The organism is Curtobacterium pusillum, assembly GCF_013359865.1.
GTDB classification, from domain to species: Bacteria; Actinomycetota; Actinomycetes; order Actinomycetales; family Microbacteriaceae; genus Curtobacterium; species Curtobacterium pusillum.
Map to the genome: position 1 here is coordinate 35,723 of NZ_JABMCE010000059.1, position 14,272 is coordinate 49,994.

At 69.2% G+C, this 14,272-nt stretch carries 13 protein-coding genes; 5 read left to right on the forward strand and 8 right to left on the reverse strand.

Annotated features, from left to right (window positions below):
* Nucleotides 1-63: 63 nt before the first annotated feature.
* Nucleotides 64-795 (reverse strand): deoxyribose-phosphate aldolase, encoded by a 732-nt coding sequence (gene deoC, locus HP507_RS04255; protein WP_175350606.1) that lies wholly within the window; start codon nt 793-795, stop codon nt 64-66.
* 42 nt (nt 796-837) lie between these two features.
* Here deoC and HP507_RS04260 point away from each other — a divergent pair, with 42 nt between their 5' ends.
* The 4 genes from HP507_RS04260 to HP507_RS04275 all read left to right on the forward strand — a co-directional run bounded on the left by HP507_RS04260 (nt 838) and on the right by HP507_RS04275 (nt 5,050).
* Nucleotides 838-2,370 carry an SDR family oxidoreductase gene (locus HP507_RS04260; RefSeq protein ID WP_175350607.1) on the forward strand — a complete coding sequence of 511 codons (1,533 nt, stop codon included), beginning with the start codon at nt 838-840 and terminating at the stop codon, nt 2,368-2,370.
* The gene (locus HP507_RS04265; protein ID WP_175350608.1) at nt 2,367-2,951 is read left to right on the forward strand and encodes a GDSL-type esterase/lipase family protein; all 585 of its coding nucleotides are present in this window, start codon (nt 2,367-2,369) and stop codon (nt 2,949-2,951) included. The genes HP507_RS04260 and HP507_RS04265 overlap by 4 nt, the downstream gene beginning before the upstream one ends.
* Complete coding sequence (locus HP507_RS04270; RefSeq protein ID WP_175350609.1) at nt 2,951-3,406, forward strand: DUF6804 family protein; 456 nt, start codon at nt 2,951-2,953, stop codon at nt 3,404-3,406. The genes HP507_RS04265 and HP507_RS04270 overlap by 1 nt, the downstream gene beginning before the upstream one ends.
* 90 nt (nt 3,407-3,496) lie before the next feature.
* Nucleotides 3,497-5,050: a stealth conserved region 3 domain-containing protein gene (locus HP507_RS04275; RefSeq protein ID WP_175350610.1), complete on the forward strand. Its 1,554-nt coding sequence runs from the start codon at nt 3,497-3,499 to the stop codon at nt 5,048-5,050.
* A gap of 96 nt (nt 5,051-5,146) precedes the next feature.
* Here HP507_RS04275 and HP507_RS04280 read toward each other — a convergent pair whose 3' ends face one another.
* The 5 genes from HP507_RS04280 to ctaE all read right to left on the reverse strand — a co-directional run bounded on the left by HP507_RS04280 (nt 5,147) and on the right by ctaE (nt 10,534).
* Complete coding sequence (locus tag HP507_RS04280; protein WP_175350611.1) at nt 5,147-6,106, reverse strand: phosphodiesterase; 960 nt, start codon at nt 6,104-6,106, stop codon at nt 5,147-5,149.
* Nucleotides 6,107-6,282: 176 nt separating this feature from the next.
* The gene (gene qcrB / locus HP507_RS04285) at nt 6,283-7,965 is read right to left on the reverse strand and encodes a cytochrome bc1 complex cytochrome b subunit (RefSeq protein WP_175350612.1); all 1,683 of its coding nucleotides are present in this window, start codon (nt 7,963-7,965) and stop codon (nt 6,283-6,285) included.
* Nucleotides 7,965-9,032, reverse strand: coding sequence for a cytochrome bc1 complex Rieske iron-sulfur subunit (gene qcrA / locus HP507_RS04290; protein ID WP_175350613.1), 1,068 nt, complete (start codon nt 9,030-9,032; stop codon nt 7,965-7,967). The genes qcrB and qcrA overlap by 1 nt, the downstream gene beginning before the upstream one ends.
* Before the next feature lie 33 nt (nt 9,033-9,065).
* A complete protein-coding gene (qcrC, locus tag HP507_RS04295) occupies nt 9,066-9,875 on the reverse strand; it encodes a cytochrome bc1 complex diheme cytochrome c subunit (protein WP_175350614.1) in 810 nt (269 codons plus the stop codon).
* Between the two features lie 20 nt (nt 9,876-9,895).
* Entirely contained in the window at nt 9,896-10,534 is a 639-nt protein-coding gene (ctaE, locus tag HP507_RS04300; protein WP_175350615.1) for an aa3-type cytochrome oxidase subunit III, read from the reverse strand.
* Nucleotides 10,535-10,604: 70 nt separating this feature from the next.
* Here ctaE and trpD point away from each other — a divergent pair, with 70 nt between their 5' ends.
* Nucleotides 10,605-11,663: an anthranilate phosphoribosyltransferase gene (trpD, locus tag HP507_RS04305; RefSeq protein ID WP_175350616.1), complete on the forward strand. Its 1,059-nt coding sequence runs from the start codon at nt 10,605-10,607 to the stop codon at nt 11,661-11,663.
* 178 nt (nt 11,664-11,841) lie between these two features.
* Here trpD and glpK read toward each other — a convergent pair whose 3' ends face one another.
* Together glpK and HP507_RS04315 are read right to left on the reverse strand one after the other, a co-directional pair.
* Nucleotides 11,842-13,353 (reverse strand): glycerol kinase GlpK, encoded by a 1,512-nt coding sequence (glpK, locus tag HP507_RS04310; protein WP_175350617.1) that lies wholly within the window; start codon nt 13,351-13,353, stop codon nt 11,842-11,844.
* A gap of 44 nt (nt 13,354-13,397) precedes the next feature.
* The gene (locus HP507_RS04315) at nt 13,398-14,123 is read right to left on the reverse strand and encodes an MIP/aquaporin family protein (RefSeq protein WP_175350618.1); all 726 of its coding nucleotides are present in this window, start codon (nt 14,121-14,123) and stop codon (nt 13,398-13,400) included.
* Between the last annotated feature and the right edge of the window lie 149 nt (nt 14,124-14,272).

Sequence of the window (14,272 nt, forward strand, 5' to 3'; positions counted from 1 at the left end):
CGGTGCGGGTCCCGGACGCGACGTCGCGTCCGGCAGGCGCCGGCCCCGTGGCGGTGGGTCGGGTCAGTAGGACGTGGTGTCGTCGCCGAGCGTCGACGCGGCGCCGGTCTCGGCCCGGTGCGCGACCTCGTCGAGGATGCGCGCCGAGGCGCTCGTGCCGATGCGGTTCGCGCCGGCCTCGACCATCTCGAGGAAGGTGTCGAGACCACGGACGCCGCCCGAGGCCTTCACGCCGGTGTCGGCGCCGACGGTCTCGCGCATGAGGCGGATGTGCTCAGCAGTGGCACCGCCACCGGCGAACCCGGTGGAGGTCTTCACGAACGCGGCACCGGCGGACTGCGCGGCACGGGACGCGGCGACGATCTCGTCGTCGGTGAGGAACGCGGTCTCGAGGATGACCTTGACGACGGTCGTGCCCGCGGCGTCGACCACGGCGCGGACGTCGGCCTCGACGCGCTCCCAGTCGCCGGACTTCGCGGCGCCGATGTTCTGCACCATGTCGAGCTCGAAGGCGCCGTCGGCGAGGGCCTGCAGCGACTCGGCCACCTTGGCGGCGGTCGAGGTGGTGCCGTGCGGGAAGCCGATGACGGTTCCGACGCCGACGCCGGTTCCCTGGAGGCGCTCGACGGCGTACGCGACGTCGCTCGGACGGACGCACACGCTGAAGACGCGGTAGGCGGCGGCCTCGTCCAGCTGGGCGTCGACGTCCGAACGGGTCAGTTCGGGCTTGAGGATCGCGTGGTCGATGAGACCACGGACGGCACCGGCGGTGACGGAGAACGCTGCATTGTCCACCCGGCAAGCCTACCCGGAGCCGAGCCGCGTACCGTGCCCCGCATGCACGTCCTCGTCACCGGGGCCACCGGGTACATCGGCGGTCGTCTCGTCCCGCGCCTCCTCGAAGCCGGCCACCGCGTCCGGGTCTTCGTCCGGACCCCCCGGAAGCTCCAGGACGTCCCCTGGCACGACGGCGTCGAGATCGTCGAGGGCGACCTGCAGGACGCCGCCGCAGTGCGGAGCGCGGTCGACGGGGTCGAGGCCGTCTACTACCTCGCGCACGCGATGGGCGCCGAGGGCGACTTCGAGCACGCCGAGCGGCGGGCGGCCGAGACGATGGCCCACGAGGCGCAGGCCGCCGGTGTCCGTCGGTTCGTGTACCTCGGCGGTCTGCACCCGGACGGCGACCTCTCGAAGCACCTCCGCAGCCGGAAGGAGGTCGGGGACGTCCTGCTCCGCTCCGGCGTCCCGACGATCGCCTACCAGGCCGGTGTGGTGATCGGGTCGGGGAGCACCTCGTTCGAGATGATCCGGCACCTGACCGACGTCCTTCCGTGGATGGCCGCGCCGCGCTGGGTCCGGAACCACATCCAGCCGATCGCCGTGCGGGACGTCCTGTACTACCTCGTGAGGGCCCTCGACATCCCCGCCGACGTGAACCGGACCTTCGACATCGGCGGCCCGGACGTGCTGCGCTACGGCCAGATGCTCAACGGGTACGCCGTCGAGGCGAAGCTCCCGCAACGGCCGATCTCCGTGCTGCCCGTCCTCACCCCGAGGCTCGCCGCGCACTGGTTCAACCTCGTCACCCCGATCCCGCGCAAGCTCGCGACGCCGATCATCGAGTCCCTGCAGTTCGAGTGCGTCCAGCGCGAGCACGACATCGACGACGTGGTGCCGCGTCCGGAGGGCGGGCTCACCCCCTACCGCCGCGCCGTCCGGCTCGCCCTCAGCCGCATGCGCACCGGCGAGGTCGAGACGAGCTGGCGCAGCGCGACCCTCGCGGCGACGCCGGCGGACCCGCTGCCGAGCGACCCGGACTGGTCCGGCCACACGGTGTACGTCGACGACCGGAAGCGACACTCGGCGGCCTCGGCCGAGGACGTCTGGCGTGTCGTCGAGTCGATCGGCGGCGAGAAGGGCTGGTACTCGTTCCCGCTCGCCTGGGTGGCCCGCGGGTGGATGGACAAACTCGCCGGGGGAGTCGGTCTCAACCGGGGCCGCCGCGACCCGGAGCGCCTCGAGCAGGGCGACGCACTCGACTGGTGGCGTGTGGAACGGCTCGATCGCGGGCGGTACCTGCGGCTCCGCGCCGAGTTCAAGTCGCCGGGCCGGGCCTGGCTCGAGATGACCGTGACCCCGGCGGAGGACGGCGGCAGCGACTACCGGCAGCGGGCGATCTACTTCCCCCAGGGGCTCGCCGGACGGCTCTACTGGTACGGGATCCTCCCGTTCCACGGCGTGATCTTCCCGGGCATGGTCGAGCGGATCACGGCCGCGGCCGAGCGGGAGTCCGAGCACACCGGGTCGACGGGACGGAACCGGACCCAGCAGAATGGGAAGCCGGAACCGGTACACGAGGAGGCAGCATGACCGCGGAACACACCAGCGTCCTGTTCCTGGGCGACAGCATCACCGAGCAGGGGTCGTGGGACACGTGGTTGCCCGACGAGCGCATCGTCAACCTCGGCATCGGCGGCGACACCACCGACGGGGTCCTGGCACGCCTGGACGCCGTCGTGGCCGAACAGCCCGAGGTCATCGTGCTGCTCATCGGCACGAACGACTTCGGCAACCACCGGGCGAGCGTCGAGCACGTCGTCCGTGGCGTCGAGTCGGTCCTCGTGACGCTCCGCCGCGAGCTCCCGGGCGTCCGGCTGCTGCTCGTCTCGATCCTCCCGCGCCAGGCCGAGTACGCGGCGAAGATCGAGGAGGCGAACCGGCACCTCCGCCAGTTCGTCGCGACGTGCCACGCCCAGTACCTCGACGCGTGGCCCGCCCTCGCCGACGGGGACCACCTCGACGACCGCTTCACCGACGACGGCCTGCACCTCACAGACGAGGGCTACCGGGCGTACCTCGCCGAGCTCGTACCGGCGCTCGAGCGGGTCCGCGGGATGCCGCCGATGTCCCGTTCGATCCAGGCCATCGACCTCGACGGCGCCAGCGCCTGATGGCAGCACGGAAGGGACGCCCGCCGGCGGGGTCGTCACTGCACGGCGTGCCCGCGGGCCCGGCACGACCGGCATCGACCGAAGGAGCGACGTCCGAGCGGGCGAGCGGCGACACCGCGCCGTTCACACGTCCGGCGTTGGCGCCCTCGCTCATCGCGGCGATCGTGCTGCTCGCGTGCGTGGCGATCATCGACTCGTCCGGGTTCGTGTTCGCCCGCTGGGGCGTGACCGTGCTGAGCCTCATCGTCCTGGTGTTCGCCGTCCGCGGCCGCGCCTGGTGGGCCGCCGTCCTGATGGCGGCGATCGCGGTGTGCTGGAACCCGCTCGCGGTCGTGCCGATCCCGGGCGAGGTCTGGGCGGCCCTGCAGATCGTCGCCGCCGCGCTCTTCATCGTCGTCGGCATCGTCGTGAAGGTGCCGCGCGAGACGGAGACGACCCGCGCCTCCAGGCCCTGACCCGATCGCGGGGCGGTCCGGGCGCCCGCGCGGACGGTAGGATCGGCAGGAGGCGGGCGCGGTGCCCGCAGGACGATCCGAAGGGCGTGGATGAGCAACGAGACCGAGCCGGTGACCGAGAGTCCTCTGCTGAACCCTCGACCGTCCTCCGGCGGTCTCGACCGACCTGACGTCGTCGTGCGGAAAGGTCGTCTGACGCTCGTCAACGGCCACCTCACCCCGCAGCAGTCGATGATCGAGGACCTCCTGTTCCTCGACGACGCGCTCACCGCCGGTGACGTCGACCACCTGCTCATCCGCGGGAACGACCAGCGGCCGGTCATCGCCCTGGACGAACGCGACCGCCAGCGCGCGGAGAGCGCCGTGATGGCCGCCGCCGCGAACGAACCATTCTACGCGAAGCCCCCGCGCAAGCCCGCCGTGCTCGTCATCGACGACGGCCTCGGCCCGGCCGACGAACCCGTGCTCCGCGTGTTCCGTCCGCGCGTCGAACCGCTCGGACGCCTCCGCTACGGCGCGGAGACGAGCGTGCAGCTCGAGTTCTGGCGCGTCACCGACACCGAGGTCCTCGCGCCCGTCGAGAACGCCCTCATGCGCCGCAGCCTGCCGATCGAGGAGTTCGTCCTGGTCGACATCGAGCGGTACGGTCGGACCTGGCGCACCGTCGAGCACATGTTCGACGACCACGTCTCCGACATCCGCTTCCCGATCGACATCGTCTTCTCGTGGGTGGACGGCAACGCCATCGAGTACCAGCGTGCCCGACAGGCGGCGCAGTCCGGTGCCGTGCTGGGGGAGGGCGACGACGCCCCCGCCCGCTTCCGGCAGATCGACGAGCTGAAGTACGCGCTCCGCTCCGTGCACACCTTCGCGCCCTGGATCCGGCAGATCTACATCGCCACCGATTCCCCGGCCCCGGCCTGGCTCGCCGACCACCCCAAGGTGCGGATCGTCCGCTCCGAGGAGTTCTTCGCCGACCCGTCCGTCCTGCCGACGCACAACTCGCAGGCCGTCGAGTCACAGCTGCACCACATCCCGGGCATCAGCGAGCACTTCATCTACTCGAACGACGACATGTTCTTCGGGCGCTCGGTCGACCCGTCGGTGTTCTTCAGCCCCGGATCGGTGACGAAGTTCATCCTCGCGTCGACCCGGATCGGCCTCGGCTCGAACAACCCGGCACGGAGCGGGTTCGAGAACTCCGCCCGGGTGAACCGCCGGCTGCTCCAGCAGCGGTTCGGAGCGGTCACCACCAGGCACCTCGAGCACGCGCCGACCCCGCTGCGCGCCTCGATCATGACCGAGATGGAGCACGAGTTCGCGGACGAGTTCAGGGCGACGGCCGCGTCACGCTTCCGGGCGGCCGAGAACATCTCGGTGACGAACTCGCTGTACCACTACTACTCGCTGCTCACCGGGCGGGCGATCGTGCAGGAGAACGCGCCCGTGCGGTACGTCGACACGACCATGCAGTCGGGGCTCCGTGCGCTCGACGACCTGCTCAAGAAGCGGAACGTCGACTTCTTCTGCCTGAACGACGGCAGCTTCCCCGAGGTCAGCGACGAGGAGCGCACGCGGCGCGTCACCGACTTCCTCGAGAAGTACTTCCCGTTCCCGGCGCCCTGGGAGCGGCCCGCGTCCTGAAGCTGACGCCCCGCTGACGCCGGACGGCGGCCGAGATCGCACTTCGGCGCGGATGCGGCCTCCGTCCGACGGCGCGGATGCGGCCACCGTCCGACGTCAGCGGTGGACGGGGGAGACCGGCACCGAATCGAGGGTGAACACCGGGATGCTCGACGTCACCGGAGCCGGTTCCACCGCCGCAGCGATCGACACGCCGGCTGCGGCGAGTCGCGCCTCGGTCTCGACGGCGGAGACGGGCTCGCCGACGGTCGAGTAGTGCCCGATCGGGACGACCGAGTGCACCACGTTGTGTCCGTACACGTGGACGAGGTTGAACGACTGCGCGCCGTCGCGACCCCGCGTGCCGCCCCGGTACTCGGTGAGGTCCTGCGTGTAGCACGTTGCGCTCGCGACCGAGACGGGGACGCCCGCGAACACCGCGCTCGTCGAGTAGTGGAGGTGACCGGCGATGATCGCGATGACGTCACTGCCCTCGACGACCTCGGCGAGGGCGTCCTGGTCACGGAGCTCGACGAGGACGGCGAGGTCCTGCACGCTGGGCACCGGCGGGTGGTGCATCGCCAGGATCGTGCCGTGCGGGGCCTGCTCGGAGAGGACCTCGGCGAGCCAGTCGAGCTGGTCGGGGGAGACCTCGCCGTGGTGGGCGCCGGGCACACTCGTGTCGAGGGTGATGACGCGCAGACCGTTCACGTCGTAGACGAAGTCCACGGGTCGGTCGGTCGGCTGCAGCCCGAAGAGCTCCTGCCGGAAGGCGCCCCGCTCGTCGTGGTTGCCCATCGCCCAGATGACCTGGGCGCCGATGCGTTCGGCAGCGGGCGCGACGATGTCCCGGATGCGGGCGTACGCGCCTGGTTCGCCCTTGTCGGCGACGTCCCCCGTGACGACGATCGCCTCCGGACGGGTGCCGGACGCCTCGATGTCGGCGACGATCTCGCCGAGGCGAGCGGCGGAGTCGACGTCACCGTAGAGGGTGCCGTCGCCGGCCACGAGGTGGGTGTCACTGAGGTGGAGCAGGAAGTGGTTCGGCCTGGGGTGTTCGGCCGTCCGGCTGTCCAATGGGATCTCATTCCGTTGGCGGGTGCGTGGTGCAACACAGTGCCACACCGTCCTGGACGATCCCAGCACGTCGATGTGAATCGAGGGTGAACCCGAAGCGGCGTGTTGAGGCGAAACAGCGAAACCCCCCGCCCACGAAGTGGACGAGGGGTTTCGCTGATCCTTGCCGAGGAGTGTCAGTGCCCCGGGCCGACCTGGGGAGCCTGGTGGCCACCCTCGAGGTCGGGGGCGTGGTGCGCGGCGTGCGCAGCCTCGAGCTCGGCCTTCGTGACCGGCGTGATGCGGTCCTCGAAGAAGAAGCGCGACATGCTGGCGCGGATCTTCTCCGCTCCGGTGATCTTGCCACGGGCGTTCGGGCGGAGCATCAGAGGCTTGTACTCGTTGAACTGCAGGAGCTTCCAGCGCTCGTACTCGTCGAGCTGCTCGTGCACCTCGATGTACTCACCGTGGGGCAGCCGGACGATGCGGCCGGACTCGTACCCGTGGAGCACGATCTCGCGGTCCTTCTTCTGCAGGGCGAGGCACACGCGCTTCGTGATCCAGAAGGCGACGAACGGGCCGAGGACCGTCGTGGCCTGGATCACGTGGATCACGTGGTCGATCGACACGAAGAAGTGGGTCGCGATGATGTCCGACGACGCGGCGGCCCAGAGGCTCGCGTAGAGCGTGATGCCGGCGGCGCCGAAGGCCGTGCGCGTCGGGGCGTTGCGCGGACGATCCGCCAGGTGGTGCTCGCGCTTGTCACCGGTGACCCAGCCTTCGATGAAGGGGTAGAGGAAGATCCCGAGGATGAGCACCACCAGCACCGCGATCGGCGCGAGGATGTTGAACGACACCGTGTAGCCGAACCACACGACCTCCCAGTGCGGCGGCACCAGTCGGAGCGCGCCGTCCGCGAAGCCGATGTACCAGTCGGGCTGGGTACCGGCGGACACGGGGGACGGGTCGTACGGGCCGTAGTTCCAGATCGGGTTGATCGTGAACAGCGACGCGATGAGGGCGAGGATGCCCGCGACGATGAAGAAGAACCCACCGGCCTTCGCGGCGAACGCGGGGAGGATCGGCACGCCGACGACGTTCTCGTTGGTCTTGCCCGGACCTGCGAACTGCGTGTGCTTGTTGATGACGACCAGCACGAGGTGAACGCCGAGCACCGCGACGAGGATCGCCGGCAGCAACAGGATGTGCAGCGTGTAGAGACGGCCGACGATGTCGGTGCCCGGGAACTCGCCGCCGAACAGCAGGTACGCGATCCAGACGCCGATGACCGGCACACCCTCGATCATGCCGACGATGATGCGCAGACCGTTTCCGGAGAGCAGGTCGTCGGGGAGCGAGTAGCCCGTGAAGCCCTCGGCCATGGCGAGCACCCAGAGCACGAAGCCGAACACCCAGTTCAGCTCACGCGGCTTGCGGAACGCGCCGGTGAAGAACACGCGGGCCATGTGCAGCATGATCGAGGCCACGAACAGCAGCGCCGCCCAGTGGTGGATCTGCCGGACGAAGAGACCGCCGCGGATGTCGAACGAGATGTTCAGCGTCGACTGGAGCGCCGTCGACATCTCGATGCCCTTCAGTGGGACGTACGAGCCGTGGTACACGACCTCGGCCATGGACGCCTGGAAGAAGAACGTCAGGAAGGTGCCGGACAGCAGGACGACGACGAAGCTGTACAGCGCCACCTCGCCGAGCATGAAGCTCCAGTGGTCGGGGAAGATCTTGCGCCCGACCTCCTTCACGAGGCCCGAGATGCTCGTGCGCTCGTCGATGTAGTTGGCGACCCCGCCGATGATGCGGGATCCGCGCTCCGGCGCCGGCCTGGTGGCGGACGCGGGTGCCTTGGTGGTCGTGCTGCTCATCAGCGTTCACGCTCCCAGAAGGACGGTCCGACGGGCTCGTGGAAGTCGCTCTGTGCGACCAGGTAGCCGTCGTCGTCGATCGCGATCGGAAGTTGGGGGAGGGGACGCGCGGCCGGTCCGAAGATGACCTCGCAGTTGTTCGAGACGTCGAACGTCGACTGGTGGCAGGGGCAGAGCAGGTGGTGCGTCTGCTGTTCGTACAGTGCGACCGGGCACCCGACGTGGGTGCAGATCTTCGAGTACGCGACGATGCCGTCGTACCCCCAGTTCTCGTGCCCCTTGGCGGGGTTCAGGTCCTTCGGGTCGAGGCGCATCAGGAGGACGGAGGACTTGGCCTTCTCCTCGAGCATGTCCTCCTTGTCGAGCATGCCGTCCGGGATGACGTGGAACACCGAACCGATGGTCACGTCGGACGCCTTGATCGGCAGACCCGTCGGGTCCTTCGTCAGGCGCGTGCCCTTCGCCCACATGGTGTGGCGGAGGAGTTCGTTCGGGTCCGCCGCCGGCGCGAGGTCGCGCACGAGGACGATGCCGGGGAGCGGGAACGCCGCCAGCGCGCCGATCATCGAGTTGCGGATGAGCTTGCGGCGGCTGAAGCCGGACTCCTTGTCGGCGAGCTGGAAGGCCTCGACGGCCTTCGCACGGGTCGCGTCCGTGCCACGGGTGCTGTGGCGGAGCTCCGAGATCTCGCGGTCGACGACGAGCGACTTCGACCAGTACACGGCGCCGAGGCCGAGCGCGAGCAGCGCCAGGGCGATCGAGAGGCCGAGCCAGAGGTTGGCCGTGCGGACGGAGCCGAAGTCGTCGGAGTCGATCGGGAAGGCGACGTACGCCGCGATCGCGAGGACGCTGCCGACGATCGACAGGTAGAAGTACGTGGCGACCTGACGCTCGGCGAGACGCTGCTTCTTCGGGTCGACGTCGGTGCGGCGCGCGCGGTGCGGCGGCTCGCCCGGGTTCTCGAACGGGTCCGCGGGCAGGACCGCGGTACCGGCCGACGTCGTGGTCGCGCCGTGCTTCTCGACAGCCGAGGACGAGTTCAGTGCCTCGTCGTCGTGCTCTGCCATGGTGTTCCCTTCAGTGTCGTTCGACACGGACGATCAGTTGGACTTCGCGGTCAGCCAGACGGTCATCGCGACCACCGCGCCGAGTCCGAAGATCCAGATGAACAGACCCTCTGCCACCGGGCCGAGGGAGCCGAGGGCGAACCCGCCGGGCGACTTGTTGTCCTGCACGTACTTCAGGTACGTGATGATGTCGGCCTTCTGCTCGGGGGTGAGGTTGAGGTCGTTGAACACCGGCATGTTCTGCGGGCCCGTGATCATGGCCTCGTAGATGTGCTTGCCGGACACCGTCTGCAGGTTCGGCGCGTACTTGCCCTCGGTCAGCGCACCACCGGCGCCGGCCACGTTGTGGCACATGGCGCAATTGATGCGGAAGAGCTCCGCACCCTCGGCCGCGTCGCCGTCCTCACCGCTGGTCAGGCTCTTGGAGGGGACCGACGGGCCGGGGCCGAGCGACGCGACGTACTCGGCGAGTGCGTCGATCTGCGCGTCCGTGAACTGCGCGGGCTTCTCTTCGGCCTGGGGGCCCTGAGCGGCCATCGGCATGCGGCCGGTACCGACCTGGAAGTCGACCGACGCGGCGCCGACGCCGATGAGGGACGGGCCCTCGCTCGTGCCCTGGGCGGAGAGACCGTGGCACGTGGCGCAGTTCGAGGCGAAGAGCTTCTGACCCTCGTTCACCTTCGACTGGCTCGACGCGGCCACGGTGCTCGTGCTGTCGTCGGCGTTCGCCGAGGAGCTGAACAGCGCGTACGCACCGCCCGTGGTCATGAGACCGACGACGATGAGCGACACGGTCGCCATCGGGGAACGGCGGCCCTTCTTGGACTTGGTTCTGTTGAACATGCGGCGGGGCTATCCAGTTCCTACTTGAGAAGGTAGATGACGGCGAAGAGGCCGATCCAGACGACGTCGACGAAGTGCCAGTAGTACGACACGACGATCGCGGTGGTCGCTTCCTTGTGACCGAAGTTCTTGGCGGCGAACCCGCGGCCGAGCGTCAGCAGGAAGGCGATGAGGCCGCCCGTCACGTGCAGACCGTGGAAACCGGTCGTCATGTAGAACGCCGAACCGTAGGCGCTGGAGGAGAGCGTGATGCCCTCGTGCCAGAGGTTCGCGTACTCGAAGACCTGGCCGCAGACGAAGATCGCGCCCATGCAGTAGGTGACGAAGAACCACTCCGTCATGCCCCAGTCCTTCGGGTTCCAGCTCGTGCGGTGCACCTGGAAGCGCTCCGCGGCGAACACCGCGAACTGGCAGGCGAAGCTGGACAGCACCAGGATGATCGTGTTCACCGAGGCGAACGGCACCTCGAGCTTCGCGGTCTCGGTCGCCCAGAGCTCGGGCGAGGTGCTGCGCAGCGTGAAGTAGATCGCGAACAGGCCGGCGAAGAACATGACCTCGCTGCCCAGCCACACGATCGTCCCCACGGCAACGGCGTTCGGCCTGTTCAGGACCGGACCGCTGGCGGATCTGGAGAGAGGGGTGCTAGTCACGTCCTCCATTATGGCGGAAGTCACGGACAGTGTTTTCGCAGGAGACTGGCGGGTCTCTCGAATTCACTACGATCGACCCATGCTCGACGCACTCTCATGGCCCTCGGTGATCAGCGCGCTCATGGCGCGCGAGGACCTCTCGATCAGCCAGTCCACATGGGCCATGCAGGAGATCGTGGCAGGGCAGGCCACTCCGGCGCAGATCGCGGCCTTCGTCGTCGCGCTCCGGGCGAAGGGCGAGACGGTGGACGAGGTCGTCGGCTTCCGCGACGCGATCCTCGACGCCGCGGTCCCGCTGGACGTCGATCCCATGGCGCTCGACATCGTCGGGACCGGCGGTGACGTCGTCGGCACCGTGAACGTCTCGACGATGTCCGCCATCGTGATCGCCGCCGCCGGCGTGCCCGTCGTCAAGCACGGCAACAAGGCCAGCTCGTCGAAGTCCGGCTCGAGCGACGTCCTCGCCGCACTCGGCCTCGACCTCACGATGGACGCCGCGCGTGTCGCCGAGACCTTCCGGCGTGTCGGACTCACCTTCGCCTTCGCGAGTGCGTTCCACCCGGGCTTCGCGCACGCGAGCGCGGTGCGACGGGAGATCGGCGTCCCGACCGTGTTCAACTTCCTCGGGCCGCTCGTCAACCCGGCCCGGTGCGAGGCGAACGCCGTCGGGGTCGCCCAGCTCGACCTCGTGCCCATCATCACGGGCGTCTTCCAGACCCGAGGCGCCACGGCGCTCGTGTTCCGCGGCGACGACGGCCTCGACGAGCTCACCACGACGGGCCACAGCCACATCTGGGAGGTCTCCGGCGGACGTGTCATCGAGCACGACCTCGACCCGCGCGACCTCGGCATCCCGCGCGCGCGCATCGAGGACCTCCTCGGCGGCGACCCGGTGCACAACGCGGGCGTCGTGCACCGCGTCCTCGCGGGAGACGGCGGCCCGGTCCGCGACATCGTGCTGCTCAACGCAGCCGCCGGGCTGGTGTCCTTCCGCCTCGCGCAGGACCCGGGCGAGGCCGACCGCCCGATCCTGCAGCGCTTCCGCGAGCAGCTCGTCGTCGCGGCGGACGCCATCGACTCCGGTGCCGCGGCCCGCAAGCTCGCCGACTGGATCGGCGCGGCTCCCGCCGCCGCCTGACGCCGGCCCTCCGCAAAACGCCAGGAAGGCGGCTACTCGCAGCGACATACCGCTGCGCGAAACCGCCGACGTTGCGTTTTGCGGGGTCAGGGGCGGGGCGACGGGGCGCACGCACGGGACGCGCGGTGCCGGTCTCGGGGACCGGCACCGCGCCTCCAGGCGGATCCGTCAGTGCTTGTTACTGCACGTCCTCGTCGACCCAGTCGAAGGTCTTCGTGACGGCCTTCTTCCAGAGGCGGAGGGTGCGGTCGCGCTCGGCGTCGTCGAGCTGCGGCTCCCAGCGCTTGTCCTCCTGCCAGTTGGCACGGAGCTCGTCGAGGTTCGCCCAGAACCCGACCGCGAGGCCCGCCGCGTAGGCGGCGCCGAGCGCGGTCGTCTCGGCGACCACCGGACGCACCACCGGCACGTTGAGGATGTCGGCCTGGAACTGCATGAGCTCGTTGTTCGCGGTCATGCCGCCGTCCACCTTCAGCTCGGTGAGGTCCACGCCGGAGTCCGCGTTGACGGCGTCGAGGACCTCGCGGGTCTGCAGCGCCGTCGCCTCGAGTGCCGCACGCGCGATGTGGCCCTTGTTGACGTAGCGCGTCAGGCCGACGATCGCGCCGCGTGCGTCCGGACGCCAGTACGGGGCGAAGAGGCCCGAGAACGCCGGCACGAAGTACACGCCGCCGTTGTCCTCGACGGTCTTGGCGAGCGCCTCGACCTCCGGGGCGCTGCCGATCAAGCCGAGGTTGTCGCGGAGCCACTGGATGAGCGAGCCCGTGACGGCGATCGAACCCTCGAGGGCGTAGTGGGTCTCCTGGTCGCCGAGCTTGTAGCCGACGGTGGTGAGCAGCCCGTTCTCCGAGCGGACGATCTCCGTGCCCGTGTTGAAGATGAGGAAGTTGCCGGTGCCGTAGGTGTTCTTCGACTCGCCCTGGTCGAACGCCGCCTGGCCGAACGTCGCGGCCTGCTGGTCGCCCAGGATGCCGGCGATCGGCACCTCGCGGAGCAGGCTCGACGACTCGACGTTGCCGTAGACCTCGGAGGAGCTGACGATCTCCGGGAGCATCGACTTCGGGACACCGAAGTCGCCGAGGATGTCGTCGCGCCACTCGAGCGTCTCGAGGTCCATGAACAGCGTGCGGGACGCGTTCGTCACGTCGGTCTTGTGCACGCCGCCGTCGACGCCGCCCGTCAGGTTCCAGAGGACCCAGGTGTCGGTCGTGCCGAACAGCAGGTCACCGGCCTCGGCCTTCTCGCGCGCACCCTCGACGTTCTCGAGGATCCAGACGATCTTCGTGCCGGCGAAGTACGTGGCGAGCGGGAGGCCGACAACGGACTTGTAGCGGTCCGTGTCGCCGTCGGCGAGCTTGTCGACGATGGACTGCGTGCGGGTGTCCTGCCAGACGATCGCGTTGTAGACCGGCTTGCCGGTGTTCTTGTCCCAGACCACCGCGGTCTCGCGCTGGTTGGTGATGCCGACCGCCGCGACGTCGTGGCGGGTGATGTCGGCGCGGGACAGCGCCTGGCCGATGACCTCACGCGTGTTGTCCCAGATCTCGATCGGGTCGTGCTCGACCCACCCGGCACGCGGGAAGATCTGCTCGTGCTCCTTCTGTCCGACGGAGACGATCGAGCCGGAGTGGTCGAAGACGATCGCTCGGGTCGAGGTGGTGCCCTGGTCGATGGCGACGATGTAGTCGGCCATTGGTGCTCCTTACGGTGTTGCTCGGGTTGACGAGGTGATGGTGGTCAGGAAGCGAGGGGGAGGAGGGCGTACGAGAGCCCGGCCGCGAGGGCGCCGCCGATGAGCGGGCCCACGACGGGGACCCAGGCGTAGGCCCAGTCGCTCGAGCCCTTCCCCCTGATCGGCAGGAAGGCGTGCGCGATGCGCGGCCCGAGGTCACGTGCGGGGTTGATGGCGTAGCCGGTCGGACCACCGAGGCTGACGCCGATCGCGATCACGAGGAACGCGACCGGGATCGCGCCGAGCTCGGCCGGGGTCTTGCCGTTGGTGAAGGCGATCACGACGAAGACGAGGACGAAGGTGCCGATGATCTCGGTGACGAGGTTCCACCCGTACGTGCGGATCGCCGGTCCGGTCGAGAAGACACCCAGCTTCGCCGCTGCGTCCGGCTCCTCGTCGAAGTGCTGCTTGTACGCGAGCCAGACGATGACGGCACCGATGATCGCGCCGATCAGCTGGGCGAGCCAGTAGAGGAACATCTCACCGACGGTGATGTTGCCGAGGATGGCCTGCGCGAGGCTCACCGCGGGGTTGAGCTGGCCGCCGGACTTGTACGCCACGGTGACGCCGGCGAAGACCGCGAAGCCCCAACCGACCGTGACCATGAGGAACCCGGCTCCGAAGCCCTTCGACTTCGTCAGTGAGACAGCGGCGACGACACCGCCACCCAGGATGATGAGCATCGCCGTGCCGACGAGCTCGGAGAGGAAATTGACGCCGATGCCGTCCATCGGTGACCTCCAGTGCGTGATCGTGGGGGTCCGGTGGTGCTGCGCCGGCACTCCCCGTTGAGTGATTGAGGCCGAGCATAGTGACGCTGCTCTGCGGTGGGCGATGTGTTCGTGAGGGAACTGCGGGAAAGTGCACGAACGTGCAGAGG

Bases quoted from the DNA above. Each gene is read 5' to 3' on its own strand.
- HP507_RS04260 (WP_175350607.1), top strand. From the start codon at position 838: ATGCACGTCCTCGTCACCGGGGCCACCGGGTACATCGGCGGTCGTCTC.
- HP507_RS04265 (WP_175350608.1), top strand. From the start codon at position 2,367: ATGACCGCGGAACACACCAGCGTCCTGTTCCTGGGCGACAGCATCACC.
- HP507_RS04270 (WP_175350609.1), top strand. From the start codon at position 2,951: ATGGCAGCACGGAAGGGACGCCCGCCGGCGGGGTCGTCACTGCACGGC.
- HP507_RS04275 (WP_175350610.1), top strand. From the start codon at position 3,497: ATGAGCAACGAGACCGAGCCGGTGACCGAGAGTCCTCTGCTGAACCCT.
- qcrB (WP_175350612.1), bottom strand. From the start codon at position 7,965: ATGAGCAGCACGACCACCAAGGCACCCGCGTCCGCCACCAGGCCGGCG.
- qcrA (WP_175350613.1), bottom strand. From the start codon at position 9,032: ATGGCAGAGCACGACGACGAGGCACTGAACTCGTCCTCGGCTGTCGAG.
- qcrC (WP_175350614.1), bottom strand. From the start codon at position 9,875: ATGTTCAACAGAACCAAGTCCAAGAAGGGCCGCCGTTCCCCGATGGCG.
- ctaE (WP_175350615.1), bottom strand. From the start codon at position 10,534: ATGGAGGACGTGACTAGCACCCCTCTCTCCAGATCCGCCAGCGGTCCG.
- trpD (WP_175350616.1), top strand. From the start codon at position 10,605: ATGCTCGACGCACTCTCATGGCCCTCGGTGATCAGCGCGCTCATGGCG.
- glpK (WP_175350617.1), bottom strand. From the start codon at position 13,353: ATGGCCGACTACATCGTCGCCATCGACCAGGGCACCACCTCGACCCGA.
- HP507_RS04315 (WP_175350618.1), bottom strand. From the start codon at position 14,123: ATGGACGGCATCGGCGTCAATTTCCTCTCCGAGCTCGTCGGCACGGCG.